General features: G+C 71.4%; 20 protein-coding genes. 15 read left to right on the forward strand and 5 right to left on the reverse strand.

Features of this window, described 5'->3' with window-relative positions; all coding sequences use genetic code 11:
- Positions 1–89: 89 nt before the first annotated feature.
- The 4 genes from IB242_RS08480 to IB242_RS08495 are packed head-to-tail and all read right to left on the reverse strand — an operon-like array spanning position 90 to position 4,483.
- Positions 90–617, reverse strand: coding sequence for a Slp family lipoprotein (locus tag IB242_RS08480; protein WP_192278124.1), 528 nt, complete (start codon positions 615–617; stop codon positions 90–92).
- Positions 614–2,578 (reverse strand): DUF3488 and transglutaminase-like domain-containing protein, encoded by a 1,965-nt coding sequence (locus IB242_RS08485; protein ID WP_192278126.1) that lies wholly within the window; start codon positions 2,576–2,578, stop codon positions 614–616. The genes IB242_RS08480 and IB242_RS08485 overlap by 4 nt, the downstream gene beginning before the upstream one ends.
- A complete protein-coding gene (locus IB242_RS08490; protein WP_192278128.1) occupies positions 2,571–3,527 on the reverse strand; it encodes a DUF58 domain-containing protein in 957 nt (318 codons plus the stop codon). The genes IB242_RS08485 and IB242_RS08490 overlap by 8 nt, the downstream gene beginning before the upstream one ends.
- Positions 3,527–4,483 (reverse strand): AAA family ATPase, encoded by a 957-nt coding sequence (locus IB242_RS08495; protein WP_192278130.1) that lies wholly within the window; start codon positions 4,481–4,483, stop codon positions 3,527–3,529. The genes IB242_RS08490 and IB242_RS08495 overlap by 1 nt, the downstream gene beginning before the upstream one ends.
- 42 nt (positions 4,484–4,525) lie before the next feature.
- Here IB242_RS08495 and IB242_RS08500 point away from each other — a divergent pair, with 42 nt between their 5' ends.
- Entirely contained in the window at positions 4,526–6,364 is a 1,839-nt protein-coding gene (locus tag IB242_RS08500) for a glycosyltransferase family 39 protein (RefSeq protein ID WP_192278132.1), read from the forward strand.
- A 7-nt stretch (positions 6,365–6,371) separates the two neighbouring features.
- On the opposite strand, the gene IB242_RS08505 is transcribed toward IB242_RS08500, so the two are convergent.
- Positions 6,372–6,938: a Maf family protein gene (locus tag IB242_RS08505; RefSeq protein ID WP_192278134.1), complete on the reverse strand. Its 567-nt coding sequence runs from the start codon at positions 6,936–6,938 to the stop codon at positions 6,372–6,374.
- A 130-nt stretch (positions 6,939–7,068) separates the two neighbouring features.
- Between IB242_RS08505 and IB242_RS08510 the strand changes: the two genes are divergently transcribed.
- From IB242_RS08510 to IB242_RS08575, 14 genes are all read left to right on the forward strand, one after another.
- Positions 7,069–7,590 (forward strand): YceD family protein, encoded by a 522-nt coding sequence (locus tag IB242_RS08510; RefSeq protein ID WP_192278136.1) that lies wholly within the window; start codon positions 7,069–7,071, stop codon positions 7,588–7,590.
- Between the two features lie 99 nt (positions 7,591–7,689).
- Positions 7,690–7,884 carry a 50S ribosomal protein L32 gene (gene rpmF, locus IB242_RS08515; protein WP_192278138.1) on the forward strand — a complete coding sequence of 65 codons (195 nt, stop codon included), beginning with the start codon at positions 7,690–7,692 and terminating at the stop codon, positions 7,882–7,884.
- A 76-nt stretch (positions 7,885–7,960) separates the two neighbouring features.
- Entirely contained in the window at positions 7,961–8,926 is a 966-nt protein-coding gene (locus IB242_RS08520; RefSeq protein WP_192278140.1) for a beta-ketoacyl-ACP synthase III, read from the forward strand.
- Between the two features lie 328 nt (positions 8,927–9,254).
- Positions 9,255–9,743 carry a hypothetical protein gene (locus IB242_RS08525; RefSeq protein ID WP_192278142.1) on the forward strand — a complete coding sequence of 163 codons (489 nt, stop codon included), beginning with the start codon at positions 9,255–9,257 and terminating at the stop codon, positions 9,741–9,743.
- Between the two features lie 142 nt (positions 9,744–9,885).
- A complete protein-coding gene (fabD, locus tag IB242_RS08530) occupies positions 9,886–10,830 on the forward strand; it encodes an ACP S-malonyltransferase (RefSeq protein ID WP_192278145.1) in 945 nt (314 codons plus the stop codon).
- A 91-nt stretch (positions 10,831–10,921) separates the two neighbouring features.
- Complete coding sequence (gene fabG / locus IB242_RS08535) at positions 10,922–11,665, forward strand: 3-oxoacyl-ACP reductase FabG (protein ID WP_192278147.1); 744 nt, start codon at positions 10,922–10,924, stop codon at positions 11,663–11,665.
- A gap of 175 nt (positions 11,666–11,840) precedes the next feature.
- Positions 11,841–12,080 carry an acyl carrier protein gene (gene acpP, locus IB242_RS08540; protein WP_013535667.1) on the forward strand — a complete coding sequence of 80 codons (240 nt, stop codon included), beginning with the start codon at positions 11,841–11,843 and terminating at the stop codon, positions 12,078–12,080.
- Positions 12,081–12,208: 128 nt separating this feature from the next.
- Positions 12,209–13,450: a beta-ketoacyl-ACP synthase II gene (gene fabF, locus IB242_RS08545; RefSeq protein ID WP_192278149.1), complete on the forward strand. Its 1,242-nt coding sequence runs from the start codon at positions 12,209–12,211 to the stop codon at positions 13,448–13,450.
- A gap of 149 nt (positions 13,451–13,599) precedes the next feature.
- On the forward strand, positions 13,600–14,964 hold the full coding sequence (locus IB242_RS08550) for an aminodeoxychorismate synthase component I (protein WP_192278151.1): 1,365 nt from the start codon (positions 13,600–13,602) through the stop codon (positions 14,962–14,964).
- 61 nt (positions 14,965–15,025) lie between these two features.
- Positions 15,026–16,120, forward strand: a complete 1,095-nt coding sequence (mltG, locus tag IB242_RS08555) for an endolytic transglycosylase MltG (protein ID WP_192278153.1) — start codon at positions 15,026–15,028, stop codon at positions 16,118–16,120.
- Complete coding sequence (gene tmk, locus IB242_RS08560) at positions 16,117–16,782, forward strand: dTMP kinase (protein WP_192278155.1); 666 nt, start codon at positions 16,117–16,119, stop codon at positions 16,780–16,782. The genes mltG and tmk overlap by 4 nt, the downstream gene beginning before the upstream one ends.
- Positions 16,779–17,744 carry a DNA polymerase III subunit delta' gene (locus IB242_RS08565; protein WP_192278157.1) on the forward strand — a complete coding sequence of 322 codons (966 nt, stop codon included), beginning with the start codon at positions 16,779–16,781 and terminating at the stop codon, positions 17,742–17,744. Before tmk ends, IB242_RS08565 begins: the two co-directional genes overlap by 4 nt.
- Entirely contained in the window at positions 17,741–18,094 is a 354-nt protein-coding gene (locus tag IB242_RS08570; protein WP_192278159.1) for a PilZ domain-containing protein, read from the forward strand. Before IB242_RS08565 ends, IB242_RS08570 begins: the two co-directional genes overlap by 4 nt.
- A 51-nt stretch (positions 18,095–18,145) precedes the next feature.
- Complete coding sequence (locus IB242_RS08575; protein ID WP_192278161.1) at positions 18,146–19,198, forward strand: DUF4380 domain-containing protein; 1,053 nt, start codon at positions 18,146–18,148, stop codon at positions 19,196–19,198.
- Positions 19,199–19,282: the final 84 nt, after the last annotated feature.

A 19,282-nucleotide genomic window follows, 5' to 3' on the forward strand; every position in this document is an offset into this window, starting at 1 on the left:
AGACGTCATGCGGCGCCATCGATCCCGATGCCCGAAACGACAACGCCGCCCATCGGGCGGCGTTGCGGGTTGCAGCGATGGAGCGGGGATTACCAGCCCCACCAGCCCCAGCCGCGGTACGGGCCCCAGTACGGCGACGGGCCCCAGTACGGGTTCGGGTAGGCCTGGATCACGTCGACCTCACGCACGACCGGCCACAGGTAGACCACGTCGGCGGCCAGCTTCGGCAGCCGGTAGTCGTACTCGCCGATCTTGACCGATTCGTAGCCCTCGACGCGCCCGACGAAGGTGACCTCGCGGCCTTCGGCGAACACGGCCGGGTCGTAGAAACCGGCACGGCAGGCGACGAAGCGGCCCTGGCTGGCATCCTCGGAGCGGCTGTCCGGGCGACCGCTGGCATTGAGCGGCACGGACACCAGCTGGAAGCAGGTGCGGTCCTGCTGCGGCGTGGTCTCGACGATGCGGCCACCCCAGCGCACTGTCGCGCCGGTCTGGGCGCCGGCCACGGCATCGCGCGGCGTCACGGTCGGGAACGCGCCCTGCAGCGGCTGCGGGGCGGTGGCGCAGGCGCCGAGCAGTGCGCTGGCGGCGGCAAGGATCAGGAAGCGGGCCTTCATGTCGATCTCCGGTAAGGGCGTGGGCGGTGGCGCCGCAGGTCGCGGACCAGTTGGTCCATCCCCCCAACGGCGCCAGCGTAGCGCGCAGCGGCGAAACGGCGGCTGAGTGGAATCAGGGTGTCGGCGGTGTCCGGCGCAAGCCGGCCGACGCGCTGCGCCCACGCCAGCGCGGGCTCGTGCGGCGCCCGCCCCAGCCCGATACGCGCATAGCGCGCGCAGAGCAGGTGCCAGGCCCGCAGCAGCGGATCGCGTTCGCGCTCGCCGCGGGCGAGCAGCCAGGCCATGCCCAGCAGGCTGGCGCCGGCCAGGCCGGCGAAGATCGCCAGCAGCTGCGTCGGTGTCAGCCGGTCGATGCCCATCGGCCGCAGCATCGCCTGCTGGCGTCCGGCATCGAAGCCGACCACCACGGTGTTCCAGCTGCGGCGCAGCCAGTCGCCCAGGTCGCCGATGCCGCCCATCCGCAGCATGCCCAGCGTGTCGGCGCCGCCGGTGGTGCCCACGCGCTGTTCGACGGTGTCGTAGATCCGCTCGGGCGCGACCGCTGCGGTGGGGTCGACGCGGACCCAGCCGCGCTGCGGCAGCCACACTTCGACCCAGGCATGCGCGTCCATGCGCCGCACGATCCAGTAGCCGCCGAACGGATTGCGATAGCCGCCGGCATAGCCGGTCACCACCCGTGCCGGGATGCCGGCGCCGCGCATCAGCACCGCGAATGCGGAGCTGAAATGTTCGCAGTAGCCCTGCTTCTGGTCGAACAGGAACTCGTCGGTGCCGTGACGCCCCGGCAGCGGCGTGTCCAGCGTGTAGGCGAACTCCTGGCCGATCCACGCCAGGGCGCGGTCGACGATGGCGCCATCGTCGTCGCCGGCGTCATCGCGCCACTGCCGCGCCAGCGCCAGCGTGCGCGGGTTGCGGTCCGACGGCAGGGCCAGCGCCTGCTGGCGCAGGACCGGGCTCAGGGTGTTCTCGAACTGCAGCGGCGGTGCGGAGCGCAGCCGCCAGCGCGTGGTGGCCGACAGCGAGCGCCCGCTCTGCAGCCCGTAGTCCGACCGCAGCCGGGCGCCATCGGGCGCCGTCGTCGGCAGGTCCAGCGCGACCAGATAGCGCTGGTCGGTGGGCTCCATCTCGATCTCGTAGTCCCACGCCACGTCGCCGCTGCGGACCTGCGGCACCGGCAGCCCTTCGGCCCACGGCGAACGCGTCCAGGTGGTGCCGTCGAAGTCCGGCAGCACCGGCCCGCGCCAGTACAACTGCCGGGCGTCCGGCATGGCGCCGGCGAACTCGGCCCGCAGCGCCGGTGCGTCGTCGGCCATCAGGTCCAGCCAGCCGCCCGGGCTCATGCTGTCGGACAGGCCGGTGCTGGCCACGGCCCGCTCCGGCACGCCCCACAGCGGGCTGCCCAGGCGTGGGAACAGCCAGAACGCCACCAGCGCCAGCGGCACGCCGAGCGCGACCAGGCGGGTCGTGGTGCCGAGCCGTCCGCGCAGCGTCAAGGGTGCGATGCCGGCCTCCAGGTCGGCCAGCCGTTGCAGGGTCAGCAGCGCACCGAGCGCGGAGGCCAGCCCGAGCAGCATCGCCAGCGGCCCCTGGTCGAGCAGGAATGCGGCGAAGGGGGCGAACAACGCGAAGCCCACCAGGCTGCGCGCATCGCGCAGGCCGTGGGTTTCCGACGGTTTGATCGCCAGCATCGCGGCCAGCAGCGCGCAGCCGGTGTCGCGGCCCAATCGGGTGCCCATCGCCGCGAACACCGCCGCCACCATCGCCAGGGTCAGCAGCAGGCGCAGCCAGCCGGGCAGGGGGTTGCGCCACGACAGGGCGGCCACCGCGAGCGCGGCCAGGCCGAAGCCGCCGGCCAGCCCGGGGGGCAACTCGATCAGCAGGGTCAGCAGGGCGATGGCGGCCGTGCCCAGCGCCCAGGCGCGGCTGACCGGATCGAGCGGCGGCGACGTGGCGTCAGCCATGCGGCATCAGCGCCAGCGCGCGCAGGCAGGCATGCCGGTGCTCGCTGCCGGTGGCCGGGCCGAGCGCAGGCGTGCCCGGCAAGCGCAGCCGGTAGCGCAGGCCGAGGCGTTCGGCCTGGTCGACCCAGTGCGCGAGTCGCGAGATCCGTTGTTCGTGGGGCAGCGGCGGCAGCGCGTGCCAGTCCAGCACGATGTCCTCGCCGTGGCTGCGCTCGTACTCGCGCACCACCAGCTGGTCACGGCGTGCGGAGTGCTTCCAGGCGATCGCCCGCGGCGCATCGCCCTGGCGGTAGGCGCGCAGCTGGTGCGGGTCGTCGCCGAGCGCGTCGACCCGGCTGTGGCTGCCGTCGGCGGCGGTGTCCGGCAGCGGCGGCGCGGCCGTCTCCGCCCGCGGATAGACCAGCAACGCATGCCGTGGCCAGGTCCGCGCCCAGGCACGCGCGAGCCCCAGGGGCTGGGTCGAGGAGAGCTGCAGACGCCCGGTCGGCATCAGGCCGCGGCGGACCGTGGGCACGTCGAGGGTGGCCTCGGCGTGCTCGCCGGGGGCGAGGTTGAGGTGGGTGGCGCTGGTGCCCAGCGCAATGCGCAGCCCACGGCGGGCACGCGCATCGGAGGCCGAGACCGACAGCCGCAGGCGCAGCGCATCGCCGGCGGCGACCGGCTCGGCCGACACCGCCTCCACCCGCAGCCCGGACAGCTGCAAATGCGTGCCGATCAGGCTGGCGAGCGCACTGGCACCGAGCAGCAGCGCCAGCAGCAGGGCCGGATTGTTGTTGTAGTTCAGCGCGCCCAGCAGCATGCCCATCACCAGGACCGCGAAGAACAGGCCGAAGCGGGTGGGCAGCACGTAGACCCGGCGACGGCCGATCGCGACCGGCAGCGCTTCGGGCTGCCGGGGACGCTCCAGCGCCTGCAGGGCATCGCCGAGCCGATGCAGCGCGCCGGGCATCAGTCCACCGGCACGGCGTGCAGGATCGCCTTGGCCAGCGCGTCGCCGGTGCCGGCTTCCGGCTCGGGTGTCAGCCGGTGGCTGGCGACGGCGATGAACAGCGCCTGCACATCCTCCGGCAGGACGTGGCGGCGGCCGAGCAGCAACGCATAGGCGCGCGCGGCACGCAGCAGCGCCAGCCCCGCGCGTGGCGACAGCCCGATGCGCACGCCCGGGTGCTGCCGGCTGCGCGCCAGCAGCGCCTGCACGTAGCCGACCAGCGCCTCGCTGGCATGCAGTTGCGCGGCGGCCTGGCGCAACGCGGCGATGTCGCCGTCGCCCAGCACCGGGACGGCCTGCGCGATCAGGTCGCGGCGGTCGGTGCCGGTCAGCAGCGCGCGCTCGGCGGCCGGGTTCGGATAGCCCAGCGAGAAACGCAGCAGGAAGCGGTCCAGCTGCGAGTCCGGCAGCGGGAAGGTGCCCGACAGGTCGACCGGATTCTGGGTGGCGATCACGAAGAACGGGTCGGGCAGCGGGTGCGTGGTGCCGTCGATCGTGACCTGCTGTTCGGCCATCGCTTCGAGCAGTGCGCTCTGCGTGCGTGGCGGCGCGCGGTTGATCTCGTCGGCGAGCAGCACCTGGGTGAACACCGGGCCGGGATGGAACTGGAACTGGCGGCTGCCGGCGTCGTAGACCGACACGCCGAGCACGTCGGCGGGCAGCAGGTCCGAGGTGAACTGCACGCGCTGGAAGCCGAGCCCCACGGTGGCGGCCAGCGCATGCGCGAGCGTGGTCTTGCCGAGCCCGGGCAGGTCCTCGATCAGCACGTGTCCGCCGGCGAGCAGCGCGACGAACGCAAGGCGCACTTCATGCGCCTTGCCGAGCACCAGCGCGTTGACCTGTTCCTGCGCGCGACGCAGTCCGTCCAGCTGCGCGTCGGTTACGATCCTGTCCTGTGATTCGGCAGTGTGCGCCATCGTGTACTCGTGCCGGAAACCGAAGACGGAGTGTAGCTGGATATGCAGGGTGAACAACGTGCTCGCGCAACCTTCGTCGCCTTGTGGGGCGTGGTCTGCGCACTGAAGTTCGCCATCGCCGTCCGGCTGCCGTTGTTCGTCGACGAGGCGTTCTACTGGCAGGAGGGCCGGCACCTCGCCTTCGCCTATTCCGATCTGCCGGGACTGACCGCATGGCTGGCGCGCCTGGGCACCGCCATCGGTGGCGAAAACGCATTCGCGCTGCGGCTGCCGTTCCTGCTGATCGGTGCGCTGCTGCCCTGGCTGGTGATGCGCATCGCGCGGCGCTGGTTCGGCGCGATCGTCGGCTGGCAGGCGGCCAGTCTCGCGGTGCTGATGCCGTTGTCGGGGCTGATGGGCGTGCTCGCCGTTCCCGATGTGCCGCTGACCCTGGCCACGCTGCTGTGCCTGCACGCCGCTGCGCGCCTGCTGCGCGCCGTCGGTCCGGGTGCCGCGTTCCAGCTGGGTGTGGGCCTGGCGATCGGCGCGCTGAGCCATTACCGCTTCGCCGGCGCCGTGGGGGCGGGCGCGCTGGCGATGCTGCTGCTGCCGCAGGGTCGGCGGCTGCTGTCCGATCCGCGCGTGCTGGTGGCGCTGCTGGCCGGTGCGCTGGCCTGGGTGCCGCTGCTGCTGTGGAACCTGGAAAACGCCGAAGCGGGGCTGCGTTTCCAGCTCGTCGACCGCCATCCCTGGCAGCTGCATGCCGACGGCTTCCTGTTTCCGTTGATCCAGGCGCTGTTCGTCACGCCGGTCCTGCTGGCGACCCTGCTGCTGGCGATGTGGCGCACCGCGCGCGTCGGGGGCGAGATGCGGGTGCAGTGGCGCTTTCTCGGCCTGTTCGCCGCGCTGGCCGCCGGTGGCATCTTCGCGCTCGGCTTCGTGACCGACAGCGAGCGGATCAGCTTCCACTGGCCGCTGCCGGCGTGGCTGGCGCTGCTGCCGGCCGCGGCGATGCTGCTCAGCGGGCCGCGCCAGGGCTGGCGACGGCTGGTCTGGGCCACGTCGGGGCTCGGTCTTGCCGCCGTGCTGGTGCTGGCCGGCGTGGTGGCCACCCCCGAACTACGTGCCGGACTGGCCGGCTCCAAGCATTACCCGCGCAACTTCGCCGGCTGGCAGCCGCTGGCCGAGGCGGTCGACGACGCGCTCGCGGCGATGCCGGCCGGCACGGTGGTGGTGGCCGAGAACTTCAAGGTCGGCGCCGAACTGGGGTTCCTGCGCGGCGATCCGGACATCGCGGTGCTCGACCACCCGCTCAACATCGCCCACGGACGCGCCCCGCAACTGGCGCTGTGGGGGTTGCAGGCCGAGCGCGTGCAGCATCTGACACGGCTGCTGGTGCTGGCGCCCGGCGACCTGCCGCTCAAGCACTGGCTGCAGCGCTACCACGCGCTGTGTGATTGGCTCGGCCCGCTGCCGCCGGCGCAGACGGTCAGCGTCGATCACGGGCGCCAGCGCTTCCTGCTGGTGCCGCTGCCCCCCGGTCGCGCCGAGGGCGCCTGCGTGGCGCCGGCCATGGCCTGGATCGATACGCCGGTGGCGGGTGCGCGGATCGGCCGCACGCTCGACGTCGAAGGCTGGGCGTTCAAGGAAGGCGTGGGGTTGTCGCGGGTCGAGATCCTGCTCGATGGCCAGGCCGTTGCCGACGCCGCCTACGGACACACGCTGGATGTGCGTCCGGCCTGGCCCGGCTCCACCGATCCGCACCATCCCCGTACCGGCTTCCGCGCGACCGTGCAGGTGCCCGCGGAGCTTTCGTCCGGCAGGCACTGGCTGTCGCTGCGGCTGCACGGCGCCGATGGCAGCGTCGAGGACTGGCCGGCGCAGCCGGTGATGCTGCGCTGAGTCGCGCTCAGGGCGCCTGGACGCCGGTCTCGCGCAGCAGCCGTGCCAGGGTGATCAGCGGCAGGCCGATCAGGGCGGTGGGGTCGCTGGACTCGATCGCCTCGAACAGGCTGATGCCCAGGCCCTCGCACTTGAAGCTGCCCGCGCAGTCCAGCGGCAGTTCCGCCTCCACGTAGCGGACGATCTCGGCCCGCGACAGCGGCCTGAAACGCACCGTCGTCAGGTCGACGGCTTCGCGCCGGCGGTCCGCATCGGCCACGCAGACGGCGGTGTGGAAGCGCACGCTGCGCCCCGACATCGCCTCCAGCTGGGCGATGGCGCCCTCGCGGCTGCCCGGCTTGCCGAGCGGGCGACCATCGAGTTCGGCCGCCTGGTCCGAGCCGATCACCTGATCGCCGGTGCGGTGGGCCAGCACCGCCTCTGCCTTGGCCCTGGCCAGACGTGCGACCATGGCCGGCACCGGCTCGTCCGACCATGGCGTTTCGTCGACCTCCGGACGCGCGCAGTCGAAGGGCAGCCGCAGGCGCTGCAGCAACTCGCGGCGATAGGGGGAAGTGGAGGCCAGGACCAGCATCGGATGCCCGCGGAAGCGCCGGAAAGGGGTGTCAGTGTGGCCGGCGCAGGTCCCGGGCGGCAACGGCCTGGGCCCCGGTCGCTCCGGGTGTTTGACAGGGGCAGGGCGCATCCTTAACATTCAGCGGCTTATGTCCGCAGGTACGTCCGCCGTGCAGGTCCCCGATACACTGGATGCTTGGCGGATGGTCGCTGCGAGGCGGCTGTTCGAAGGGACCCTGCCGTTGTCGGCGATGTCCCGGCTGGCCGGCAGTCTTGCCGATACCGAGGGCTCCTGCGCGTTCACGCTGGAGTTCGGCCAGGACACGCTGAAGGTGCCTTTCGTCGAACTCACGATCGACGCCGGTCTGCCGCTGCTCTGCCAGCGCAGCCTGCAGCGTTTCGTGTTGCCGGTGAAGAGCGTGCAGCGGCTGGGCCTGATCCGCGACGAGGCCGACGAGGCAGCCCTGCCTCCCGGCTACGAGGCGCTGCTGGTGCCGGAAGACGGCCAGCTGCGGCCCGCCGATCTGGTCGAGGACGAACTGGTCCTGGCCGTACCGGTGGTGGCGATCTCGCCGGACAGCGAGCCGGTCGACCAGGTCTGGTCGGCGAGCGAAGAGGAACTGCAGGCTGCCAGCCCGTTCGCGGCGCTGGTGGACCTGAAAAAGAAGTAGGACGGCCGCGCCGCCGCCTGAGGCGCCCTGGACCGGCACCTGTTTGGTGGCGTCGAGGCAACCCGAAGTAGCAATTCAACCGAGTTTTGGAGCAATCCCATGGCTGTGCAGAAATCCCGTGTCACCCCGTCCCGCCGCGGCCAGCGCCGTTCCCACGATGCGCTGACGGCCAAGCAGCTGGCGACCGACCCGACCACGGGCGAGCTCCACCTGCGCCACCACATCACCGCCGACGGCTACTACCGCGGCAAGAAGGTCATCGCGACCAAGACCTCGGCCGTCGAAGAAGACTGAGCCTGATGTCGGGCGCGCCCCGCGGCGCGCCCTGTGATGACCCTGGCCCGGTGCGGGCCGAGCAGCGGGAATGCGCATGAGCGAGCGGATCTATTCGCGTATCGCCGGTACCGGCAGCTATCTGCCGGAAAAAGTGGTCACCAACGACGATCTGGCCAAGGTCGTCGACACCAGCGACGAGTGGATCCGCAGCCGTACCGGCATCCGTGAGCGGCATATCGCCGCCGACACGGAAACCACCAGCGACCTCGGCTACAACGCCGCGGTGCGTGCGCTGGAGGCGGCCGGCATCGAGGCCTCGCAGCTCGATCTGATCGTGGTCGGCACGACCACGCCGGATCTCATCTTTCCTTCCACCGCCTGCCTGATCCAGGCGCGGCTGGGCGTGGCCGGCTGTGCGGCGTTGGACGTCAATGCCGCCTGCTCCGGATTCGTCTACGCGCTGAGCGTGGCCGACAAGTTCGTCCGTTCGGGCGACGCGAAGTACGCGCTGGTGATCGGCGCCGAAACCCTGACCCGCATCGTCGACTGGACCGACCGCACCACCTGCGTGCTGTTCGGCGACGGCGCCGGCGCGGTCGTGCTCAAGGCCGACACCGACACCGGCATCCTCAGTACCCATCTGCATGCCGACGGCAGCAAGAAGGAGCTGCTGTGGGACCCGGTCGGCGTGTCGGTCGGGTTCGAGAGCGGCGCCAAGATCAACATGAAGGGCAACGACGTCTTCAAGTACGCGGTCAAGGCGCTTGATTCGGTCGTCGACGAGACCCTGCAGGCCAACGGCCTGGACAAGTCCGACCTGGACTGGCTGATCCCGCACCAGGCCAACCTGCGCATCATCGAAGCCACCGCCAGGCGGCTGGACATGTCGATGGACCAGGTGGTGGTGACCGTGGACCGGCATGGCAACACCTCGGCGGGCTCGGTGCCGCTGGCACTGGACGAGGCGGTGCGCTCGGGCCGCGTGCAGCGCGGCCAGCTGCTGCTGCTGGAAGCCTTCGGTGGTGGGTTCACCTGGGGCTCGGCGCTGCTGCGCTACTGAGTTCTGCCGCACCGACGCTGCCGTCCCGGCGGCGTCTTCAGTGCCCGTCCTGATCTGCGCCGTGCCGGACGCCCTATCGTCCGGCGTGCCTGGCATGCCCGTGGCTGTGATGGCGTCGACACATCGCGTGCCAGCAGCGCCGCCGATCGGCGTCGATGCTGGCGCAGCACGATGCGGGCGTGGAAGGATGGGCCCCCGCCACCGGCGGGATCATGACTGCGAGCGGGCAGGTTGCTGCGCGAACGCGTCGGGCGCCGATGCCTTGCGCATGCAGGTCCGGCCTGCGTGCGGAGTGGCCGGATGATCGTCTTCCTCCGAGGGTGCATCGATGGATGTCCGCTTCCTGAGCCTCGCCGAACTCGAGCGCGCGCACTTCTACAGGGCGGTCACCCTGTCCATGCTCGTGGCCATCGGCATCCTGCTGCTGATCCGGCCCGGCGACGCCTCGCCTGCCAGCCTGGCGCTGGTCGGAGCCGGGCTGGGCCTGCTGGCGTGGCGGTTCGCGGTGGAGTGGCGACGGTTGGGCCGGTGCGTTCCGGTCGTGCCCGATGGCGATGGGCTCCTGATCGTCGGCGACGCGGCGCATCGGAGGATCGCGCTGGCGGACATCGCTGCGGTCACGTCCAGGCACAGCATTCTCACGGTGCGGCGCTACCGTTCCTGGTCCGAGCATCTGGCCTTCGTCGAGATCAGGCTCAGGAGCGGTGCACGTGTACACACGCTGGCGGAGAGCGCGGTGTTCGAGCATCCACCGGCCCGCGACAGCCTCGCCGCGCTCCGGGCCGCGGTCGCAGCGGCCAGACGGCGCAGCACCTGACCGGCGGCGCAGCGCCGGCGTCAGGGTGGCGCACCCGTCAGCCTCCCGTTCATGCGTGCCGGTGCTGCATACGCGGCGGTACAGACGCACGAGCGCAATCGCACGTATCATTCCCGCTCACTTTTTCAGGCCCATCGACCGCGTGACCGACTCGACGCTCGCCTTCGTTTTTCCCGGACAGGGTTCCCAGTCCGTGGGCATGCTCGCCGAACTGGCTGAACTCCACCCGCAGATCCGTGACACCTTCGCCGAGGCCTCCGATGGCGCCGGCGTCGACCTGTGGGCGCTGTCGCAGGGTGGGCCGGAGGAGCAGCTGAACCGGACCGAGTTCACCCAGCCGGCCCTGCTGGCGGCCAGCGTGGCGCTGTGGCGCCTGTGGCTGTCCCAGCGCGGCGCGCGGCCGGCCCTGCTGGCCGGTCACAGTCTGGGCGAGTATTCGGCGCTGGTCGCCGCCGGTGCGCTGTCGTTGAAGGACGGTGCGCATCTGGTGCGCCTGCGCGGGCAGCTGATGCAGGACGCGGCACCGGCAGGCAGCGGTGCGATGGCCGCGGTGCTCGGTGCGGAGGACGCACTGGTCGCCGAGGTCTGCGCACAGGCGGCGGGCAGCCAGGTGGTGGTGCCGGCCAACTTCAATTCGCCCGGCCAGATCGTGATCGGCGGCGATGCCGATGCGGTCGACCGCGCGCTGGCGCTGCTGGCCGAGCGCGGCGTGCGCAAGGCGGTCAAGCTGGCGGTCAGCGTGCCCTCGCACACGCCGCTGATGCGCGACGCGGCCAACCGCCTGGCCGAAGCGATGGCCGGCCTGGCCTGGACCGCGCCGCAGATTCCGGTGATCCAGAACGTGGACGGCAAGGTGCACGACGGTGTCGACGCGATCCGCCAGGCGCTGGTGCAGCAGTTGTATCTGCCGGTGCAGTGGACCTCCTGCGTGCAGGCGCTGGCGGCCCGGGGCGTGAGCCAGGTGGCCGAGTGCGGCCCGGGCAAGGTGCTGAGCGGCCTGGTCAAGCGGATCGACAAGTCGGTGGAGGCGCGGCCGCTGGCCACGCCGGCCGAGTTCGCCGCCGCACTGGATGCCTGGGTCCACTGATCCGCGCAGAGTCCGGCGGTACGCGTACGCGTGCCGCCCTGTTGTCGCCGCGGCCGCAGCGTCGCGGCATTCCCCATCGAGGAACCGCATCATGAGCAAGCCCCTGCAGGGTGGAATCGCGCTGGTCACCGGCGCCAGCCGTGGCATCGGCGCGGCGATCGCCGACGAACTGGCCGCCCAGGGCGCCACCGTCATCGGCACCGCCACCAGTGACGGCGGTGCGGCCGCGATCGGCGAGCGCCTGGCCGCCGTCGGTGGCCACGGCCGGCGCCTGGACGTCACCGACGCCGCCTCGGTCGAGGCGCTGATCGAGGCGATCGCCAAGGAGTTCGGCCCGGTCTCGATCCTGGTCAACAACGCCGGCATCACCCGCGACAACCTGCTGATGCGGATGAAGGAAGAGGACTGGCAGGCGATCCTGGACACCAACCTGACCAGCGTCTACCGCACCTCGAAGGCGGTCATGCGCGGCATGATGAAGGCCCGTACCGGGCGCATCATCAACATCGCGTCGGTGATCGGCGCCACCGGCAATGCCGGCCAGGCGAACTACGCGGCGGCCAAGGCCGGCATCATCGCCTTCAGCAAGTCGCTGGCCAAGGAAATCGGCAGCCGTGGCGTGACCGTCAACGTGGTCGCGCCGGGCTTCATCGATACCGACATGACCCGCGAGTTGCCGGAAGAATCCAAGAACGCGCTGCTGGGGCAGATCGCGCTGGGCCGCCTCGGCGAGCCGGCCGACATCGCCCGCGCGGTGGCATTCCTTGCCGGCCCGTCGGCCGCCTATATCACCGGTGAGACCCTGCACGTCAACGGTGGCATGTACATGGCGTGACCGCTGGTCAGCCCCTGTCTTTCAAAGGCCGCGTAAGCTTTTGATTCGGTTGCGGTTGCGGGCTGAGTGCCCGGCGCCGCGGCTTTTGACTACACTATCCGCCTCACGGACAGTGAACCCCGCACCGCCATTCGGGCGGTTCGATCTACAAACCACTCCGCCTGGAGCATTACCTATGAGCACCATCGAAGAGCGCGTCAAGAAAATCGTCGTCGAACAGCTCGGCGTCAAGGAAGAAGAAGTCACCAACAGCGCATCGTTCGTCGACGATCTGGGCGCCGATTCGCTGGACACCGTCGAGCTGGTGATGGCGCTGGAAGAAGAGTTCGAGTGCGAGATCCCGGACGAGGAAGCCGAGAAGATCACCTCGGTGCAGCAGGCGATCGACTACATCAAGGCGCACGTCAAGAGCTGACGCGTGTCCGGGCGCGGGCCATCGACGGCCCGCGCCGGCAGTCAACAACCGGGGCCGCTGCATGCGGCCCCGCGCGCGTCTGGCTCCGGCCGGCGTTTTCACGAAAGTCGCAGCAGTGGAGGAATCGTATGAGCCAGCGTCGTCGCGTCGTCGTCACCGGCATGGGCATGGTCTCGCCTCTGGGCAATGACCTGGCCAGCAGCTGGGACGGGATCGTCAACGGACGTTCGGGCATCGGCGAGGTCACCTCGTTCGACGCCTCGAACTTCACCACCCGCATCGTCGGTGAGGTGCGCGGGCTGGATATCACCCGCTTCGTCAATCCGAAGGACGCCAAGAAGATGGACCCGTTCATCCATTACGGGATGGCGGCGTCGCTGATGGCGCTGGATGACTCCGGCCTGGAGATCACCGAAGCCAACGCCGAGCGCGTGGGTGCGATCGTCGGTTCGGGCATCGGCGGCATCCTCGGCATCGAGCAGCAGACCGAGAAGTACCTCGAGGGCGGCCAGCGCAAGATCTCGCCGTTCTACATCCCCAGCACCATCATCAACATGCTGCCGGGCCACCTGAGCATCATGAAGGGCCTGAAGGGCCCCGGGTTTTCCGCGGTATCGGCCTGCGCGACCTCGAACCACTCGATCGGCATGGCGATGCGCATGATCCAGTACGGCGATGCCGACGTGATGGTCGCCGGTGGCGCCGAGCGCGGCTCCTCGCCGACCTCGATGGGCGGCTTCTGCTCGATGAAGGCGATGTCGACCCGCAACGACGATCCGACCCGCGCCTCGCGGCCGTGGGACAAGGACCGCGACGGCTTCGTCATGGGCGATGGCGCCGGCATCCTGGTGATCGAGGAGTACGAACACGCCAAGGCCCGCGGCGCGCGCATCTACTGCGAGCTGGCCGGCTTCGGCGCAAGCACCGACGCCTACCACATGACCGCGCCCAGCGAGGACGGCGACGGCCCGGCGCGCTGCATGCTGATGGCGCTGAAGGACGCCGGCGTGAACATCGACCAGGTCGACTACCTCAACGCGCACGGCACCTCCACGCCGCTGGGCGACGTGGCCGAGACGCTGGCGATGAAGCGGGCGTTCGGCGACCACGCCTACAGGATGATGGTCAGCTCGACCAAGTCGATGACCGGCCATCTGCTGGGCGCGGCCGGCGGCGTCGAGGCGATCTTCTCGGTGCTGGCGCTGCGCGACGACATCATCCCGCCGACCATCAACCTGGACGAGCCGGGCGAGGGCTGCGACCTGGACTACGTGCCGAACGTGGCGCGCCAGAAGCGGATCGACATCGCGCTGTCCAACGGCTTCGGCTTCGGTGGCACCAACGGCACGCTGGTGTTCCGCCGGGTCTGAGTCCGCACCCGGTCCGGCAGGACCGGCTGGCCTGCGGTGGCATCCGTGGTGGTGCCGCCGCCCCACGACCGGTCCGGCGACGGGCCGGTCGTCGCATGTCCGGGCTGGTGCGGCCGCCTGTCCGCCTTCCATCGATACAGGGGCGTCCGATGCTGTGCTGCCTTCCGCTTCCCGCCGACACCGACCTGCTGGCGCTGCACCGGCTGATGCCGGCGCGCTACCCGCTGCTGCTCGAATCGGTCGCCGCCGGAACCGCGCAGGGGCGTTGGGACCTGCTGCTGGCCGCGTTGCCGGGCGAGGGCGTGCAACTTGATGCGGATGGGGTGACCCGCACCCTTGGCGGGGAGCCGCTGGCCGGTGGCTTCCTCGATGCGCTCGATGCCGCCTGGGCGCCGCTGCGAGTGCCGGCCGAAGAGCCGCGCTGGCCGTTCCGCGGTGGCTGGGCGCTGCTGATGGATTACGAGCTGGCGATGCAGGTCGAGCCGGTACTGGCACTGCCGGTCGCACCGGCCCGCGCGCGTCCGCTGGCGCTGGCGCTGCGCTGCCCGGCGGCGGTGCTGCGCGACCGCGTCACCGGCGAGTGCGCGATCGTCGCCGAAGCGGACCATGAGGCGATGCTGGAGCGCATCCGCGCCGACATCGACGCCAGCCGTTCGCTGCCGGCGCTGCCGCGCTGGCAGGGGCCGCTGGTGCTGGACGAGGATCGCGCCGACGACTTCACCGATGGCGTCGCCCGGGTGCTCGACTACCTGCACGCGGGCGACGTGTTCCAGGTCAACCTGTCGCGCGCCTGGCAGGCGCGCTTCGATGGCGCGCTGGACCCGGCCGCACTCTACGCACGCCTGCGCGAGGCCAATCCCGCGCCGTTCGCCGGCCTGTTCGCCGGCGAGGGCTGGGCGGTGGCCAGTTCCTCGCCCGAGCGGCTGGTGTCGGTGCGCGGCCGCGTCGCCGAGACCCGGCCGATCGCCGGCACCCGTCCGCGCTTTCCCGGCGACGATGATGCCGCGCGCATCCGCGAACTGGTCGGCCACCCCAAAGAGCGCGCCGAGCACGTGATGCTGATCGACCTGGAGCGCAACGACCTGGGCCGGGTCTGCACGCCCGGCAGCGTCCAGGTCGACGAGCTGATGACGGTGGAGAGCTATGCCCACGTCCACCACATCGTCAGCAACGTGCGCGGCATCCTGCAGGACGCGGCCACGCCGGGGCAGGTGATCGCCGCGGTGTTCCCCGGCGGCACCATCACCGGCTGCCCGAAGGTGCGCTGCATGCAGATCATCGCCGAGCTCGAGCGCACGCCGCGCGGCGCCTACACCGGTGCGATCGGCTGGCTCAACCGCGACGGCGACATGGACCTGAACATCCTGATCCGCAGCGCCGAGGTGCAGGGCGACATGCTGCGGTTCCGGACCGGCGCCGGCATCGTGGTCGATTCGGACCCGGAGCGTGAACTCGACGAAACCCGGGCCAAGGCACGCGGTCTGCTGCGCGCGCTGGAGCCTGCGGCGCGCTGAGCGCGGGCCACCGGGCCCGGCCAGCCCGCAACCGCGACGCGGTATCCTGTGCGGCCTTCCGATGGACGAGGTGGACGTGGCTGCAGGCCGTAAGCGTGGATGTCTGGCGATCGTGCTCGGAATGGCGGCCGTGCTGGCGCTGCTGGCCGGCATCGCCGCCTGGGCGTGGCTGCACTATCAGCGGTTCGCCGACACGCCGGTCGCCGGCACGCCGGCGCCCAGCCTGCAGGTCGAGCGCGGCGACGGCTTCAGGACCGTGCTGCGCAAGCTGCGCACGGCCGGTATCGACACCGGCCACGACATCGAATGGCAGTTGCTGGCGCGGCAGATGGATGCCGCGGGCCGGCTGAAGGTCGGCGAGTACGCGCTGGCCCCGGAACTGAGCCCGCGCGAGCTGCTGCAGCGCATGCGCGACGGGCGGGTGATCCATTACCGCGTGACCCTGGTCGAAGGCTGGAACTTCCGCCAGGTGCGCGCGGTGCTGGCCGCGGCCGAGCCGCTGCGCCACGAGACCGCCGACCTGGACGATGCCGCGCTGATGGCCGCGCTCGGCGTCGCCGGCCAGCATCCGGAGGGGCGTTTCCTGCCCGAAACCTACCTGTACCAGCAGGGCGACAGCGACCTGGACGTGCTGCGCCGCGCGCACGCGGCGATGGTCACCGCGCTGGCGCAGGCCTGGGAGGGGCGCAAGCCCGGCCTGCCGCTGGCCTCGGCCGAGGAGGCGCTGATCCTGGCCTCGATCGTCGAGAAGGAAACCGGCAAGGCCAGCGAGCGCCGCCAGATCGCCGGCGTGTTCGCCCGCCGGCTGCAGAAGGGCATGCTGCTGCAGACCGACCCGACCGTGATCTACGGCATGGGCAGTGCCTACGACGGCAACATCCGCAAGCGCGACCTGACCACCGATACGCCCTACAACACCTACACCCGCACCGGCCTGCCGCCGACCCCGATCGCGATGCCCGGGCGCGCGGCGCTGCAGGCGGCGGTGGATCCGGAGCCGGGCGATACGTTGTTCTTCGTCTCGCGCAACGACGGCAGTCACATCTTCTCGGCGACGTATGCCGAGCACAATGCGGCGGTCGACTGCTACCAGCGGCGCCGCAACTGCCGCGACGAGCACGCCGCGCAGGCGCAGGACGAAGGCGACGCGCCGTGACGCAGCGTGTGCCGGGACATCCGCATTTCATCAGCCTGGAGGGCGGCGAAGGTGCGGGCAAGAGCACCGCGATCGCCTCGCTGCACGGCCTGCTGCAGTCGCTCGGCCACGAGGTGGTGCTGACCCGTGAGCCCGGCGGCACGCCGCTGGCCGAGCGGATCCGCGGCCTGCTGCTGGACCGCACGCCCGATGGCGATGCCGAGGTCGAACCGCTGGAGGCGGAAACCGAGCTGCTGCTGGTGTTCGCCGCGCGCGCCCAGCACGTGCGCCGGGTGATCGCACCGGCGCTGCAGCGCGGCGCGTTCGTCATCAGCGACCGCTTCACCGATTCGAGCTACGCCTACCAGGGCGCCGGCCGTGGCCTGGACGCGGCGTGGATCGCCGACCTGGAGCAGCGTGCGGTCGGCCTGCGTCCGGGACTGACCCTGCTGCTGGACCTGGACGTGCGCGTGGGCCGCGCACGCACCAGCAGCCGCGACCTGTGGCCGGACCGGATCGAGAGCGAGCAGGACGACTTCTTCGAGCGTGTCCGTGGCGGTTTCCGCCGGCGCGCGCAGGCCGATCCGGCGCGTTTCCGGCTGATCGATGCATCGCTGCCGCCGCAGGGCGTGGGCGAAGCGGTGGCCACGGCGGTCACCACCTGGCTGGGAGCGCAGGCATGAGTGCGGCAGTGTTCGCACCGTGGCAGCAGCGCATCCACGACCAGGCGCTGGCCGCACTGGATTCGGGCAGGCTGGGCCATGCGCTGCTGCTGTGCGGTCCGGCCGGGCTGGGCAAGCGTGCGGTCGCCGAGCGCCTGGCCGAGCACGTGCTGTCGGCCGGCGACGCTGCGCAGGCTGCGCGCACCCGCCAGCTGATCGCCGCCGGCACGCATCCGGACCTGCACGTGGTGTCGTTCGTCCCCAACCGGGACGGCAGCAAGCTGCGTACCGAAATCGTGATCGACCAGATCCGCGAGCTGGGCCAGAAGATGGCGCTGACGCCGCAGTACGGCGTCGCCCAGGTCGCGATCATCGACCCGGCCGATGCCATCAACACGGCCGCCTGCAATGCGCTGCTGAAGACGCTGGAGGAGCCGGCCGCCGGCCGCTACCTGTGGCTGGTGAGCGCGCAGCCCGGGCGCCTGCCGGCGACCATCCGCAGCCGCTGCCAGCGGCTGGAGTTCCGCCTGCCGCCGCGCGAGGAATCGGCCCAGTGGCTGCACGCGCGCGGGCACGGGCAGACGGCGGCGGCCGAGGCGCTGGACGCCGCGCGTGGACATCCGGGCCTGGCCGATGCCTGGCTGTCCGGCGACGGCCTGACGCTGCGTCGCGAGGTGGCCGCCGACCTCGGCGGCATTGCCGCCGGTCGCGCCGATCCGATGGAGGTGGCGCTGCGCTGGGCCGGAGACGAGCGCAGCGCCGAGCGCCTGCGCCATGCCGCCGAGTTCGCGCTGGCGCAGGCCGGCGGCACCGGGTTGACCGACCCGGACCGATTGCACAAGCTGTCGACGTGGTTCGATGCGGCCAACCGGGCGCGCGACCTGCTGCGGACCACGGTCCGCGCCGACCTGGTGCTGGTGGAACTGCTGCTGGCCTGGCGCGACGGCATGCGCGCGCAGGCAGGAAAAGGGGAGAGTCGATGAGTGCTGCAAGCGGACGCCAGGGCATCCTGTCGCTGGCGGTCAAGGACAAGGCCGCGCTGTACAACGCCTACATGGGCTACATCCGCCATGGCGGCATCTTCGTTCCCACGCCCAAGCGCTACTTCCTCGGCGACGAGGTGTTCCTGCTGCTGACCCTGCCCGATTCCAGCGACCGCCTGCCGATCGCCGGCAAGGTCGTGTGGGTGACCCCGGCCGGCGCGCAGGGCAACCGCGTGGCCGGCATCGGCGTGCAGTTCCCGGAGACCAGCGAGGGCGAAACCGTGAAGAACCGGATCGAAACCCTGCTGGCCGGCACCCTCAACGCGGACAAGCCGACCCAGACCATGTGAGCCGGGCCGGCGTCCGTCGAGGCCGTCGGTCCGCATAACGGGAGGACACCGATGCGCCTGACCGCGCTGATCGCCCCGGCCATCCTGGCCGCCGGCCTGGCCACGTCCGCCGCGGCGCAGGCGCCCGTCGACGAGCGGCGCCTGGTGCTCGAAAGCCCGCAGCTGCGGCTGGAGGTGCTGCCGACGCTGGGTGGCCGCGTGCTGCATTTCGGCGCACGCGGCGCGCCGAACCTGCTGGCCGTGGGTGAGGACGCCCTGCGCGACCAGCCGCACCCCAGGGTGCACGCCGACGCCGGCAACATCGGCTATCTCGGCCACGAGATCTGGGCCGGTCCGCAGCGCGACTGGTGGCGGGACCAGACCGTCAATCCCGCCCGCCGCGCCGCCGCCGCCGACTGGCCGCCCGATCCGTGGCTGGCCTACGCCGAGGCCAGGGTGCTGGTGAACGAGCCGCAGCGGCTGGTGGTCGAGGGCGCGGCCAGCCCGGTCAGCGGCGTGCAGCTCACCCAGAGCTTCACCCTGGCGCCGCAGCGGCCCGACGCGGTCGAGCTCACCGTCGAGATGCGCAACACCCGCGCCGAGCCGGTCGCGCGCGACATCTGGTTCAACACGCGGGTGCATCCGGAAACCCGGGTCTACGTGCCACTGGCGGCCGACGGCAGCGGGTTGCGCGTGCGCTCGGACATGGACGACACCTACGACGGCCTGGTCAGCACCACGGCCGACGGCCTGTTCTCGCTGGAACTGCTGCCGCCAGCCGAGGGCAGGCAGGGGCGGCGCGGCAAGGTGTTCATCCAGCCACGTGCGGGCTGGATCGCGGGATTCGCGGCCGGCCAGGCGTTCCTGATCCATTTCGAGCACCAGCCACGCGCGCGGATCCATCCCGAGCAGGGGCAGGTGGAGCTGTACCTGGACTGGAAGCCCGGGCAGGTGCCGACCGGCCTGCTCGAACTGGAAGTGCACGGGCCGTACGAGACCCTGCAGCCGGGTGAGAGCATCAGCGCACACGAGTGGTGGGTGGTGCGACGCTACGACGGCCCCGACCGGCGCGATGCGCAGATCGCCTTCCTGCGGCGGATGCTGCGCGAGGCCGGTGTCGAGTGAGTGCCGACGTGGGGCGACGGTCTACGCCTGCCGCGGCCGGCGGCACCCGGCCGGTGCACCGCGGCTGGCGGGTGCTGGCGGGCC

The sequence above is a fragment of the Xanthomonas sp. XNM01 genome (assembly GCF_014851915.1).
Classification (GTDB): Bacteria; Pseudomonadota; Gammaproteobacteria; order Xanthomonadales; family Xanthomonadaceae; genus Pseudoxanthomonas.

Excerpts from the sequence above, each read along its gene's own strand:
- IB242_RS08575 (WP_192278161.1), top strand. The coding sequence starts at position 18,146 with ATGCGCCTGACCGCGCTGATCGCCCCGGCCATCCTGGCCGCCGGCCTG.
- acpP (WP_013535667.1), top strand. The coding sequence starts at position 11,841 with ATGAGCACCATCGAAGAGCGCGTCAAGAAAATCGTCGTCGAACAGCTC.
- IB242_RS08570 (WP_192278159.1), top strand. The coding sequence starts at position 17,741 with ATGAGTGCTGCAAGCGGACGCCAGGGCATCCTGTCGCTGGCGGTCAAG.
- rpmF (WP_192278138.1), top strand. The coding sequence starts at position 7,690 with ATGGCTGTGCAGAAATCCCGTGTCACCCCGTCCCGCCGCGGCCAGCGC.
- IB242_RS08495 (WP_192278130.1), bottom strand. The coding sequence starts at position 4,483 with ATGGCGCACACTGCCGAATCACAGGACAGGATCGTAACCGACGCGCAG.
- IB242_RS08550 (WP_192278151.1), top strand. The coding sequence starts at position 13,600 with ATGCTGTGCTGCCTTCCGCTTCCCGCCGACACCGACCTGCTGGCGCTG.
- fabG (WP_192278147.1), top strand. The coding sequence starts at position 10,922 with ATGAGCAAGCCCCTGCAGGGTGGAATCGCGCTGGTCACCGGCGCCAGC.
- IB242_RS08525 (WP_192278142.1), top strand. The coding sequence starts at position 9,255 with ATGGATGTCCGCTTCCTGAGCCTCGCCGAACTCGAGCGCGCGCACTTC.
- IB242_RS08485 (WP_192278126.1), bottom strand. The coding sequence starts at position 2,578 with ATGGCTGACGCCACGTCGCCGCCGCTCGATCCGGTCAGCCGCGCCTGG.
- IB242_RS08490 (WP_192278128.1), bottom strand. The coding sequence starts at position 3,527 with ATGCCCGGCGCGCTGCATCGGCTCGGCGATGCCCTGCAGGCGCTGGAG.
- IB242_RS08505 (WP_192278134.1), bottom strand. The coding sequence starts at position 6,938 with ATGCTGGTCCTGGCCTCCACTTCCCCCTATCGCCGCGAGTTGCTGCAG.
- IB242_RS08510 (WP_192278136.1), top strand. The coding sequence starts at position 7,069 with ATGTCCGCAGGTACGTCCGCCGTGCAGGTCCCCGATACACTGGATGCT.
- IB242_RS08520 (WP_192278140.1), top strand. The coding sequence starts at position 7,961 with ATGAGCGAGCGGATCTATTCGCGTATCGCCGGTACCGGCAGCTATCTG.
- IB242_RS08500 (WP_192278132.1), top strand. The coding sequence starts at position 4,526 with ATGCAGGGTGAACAACGTGCTCGCGCAACCTTCGTCGCCTTGTGGGGC.
- IB242_RS08480 (WP_192278124.1), bottom strand. The coding sequence starts at position 617 with ATGAAGGCCCGCTTCCTGATCCTTGCCGCCGCCAGCGCACTGCTCGGC.
- IB242_RS08565 (WP_192278157.1), top strand. The coding sequence starts at position 16,779 with ATGAGTGCGGCAGTGTTCGCACCGTGGCAGCAGCGCATCCACGACCAG.
- fabF (WP_192278149.1), top strand. The coding sequence starts at position 12,209 with ATGAGCCAGCGTCGTCGCGTCGTCGTCACCGGCATGGGCATGGTCTCG.
- mltG (WP_192278153.1), top strand. The coding sequence starts at position 15,026 with ATGGACGAGGTGGACGTGGCTGCAGGCCGTAAGCGTGGATGTCTGGCG.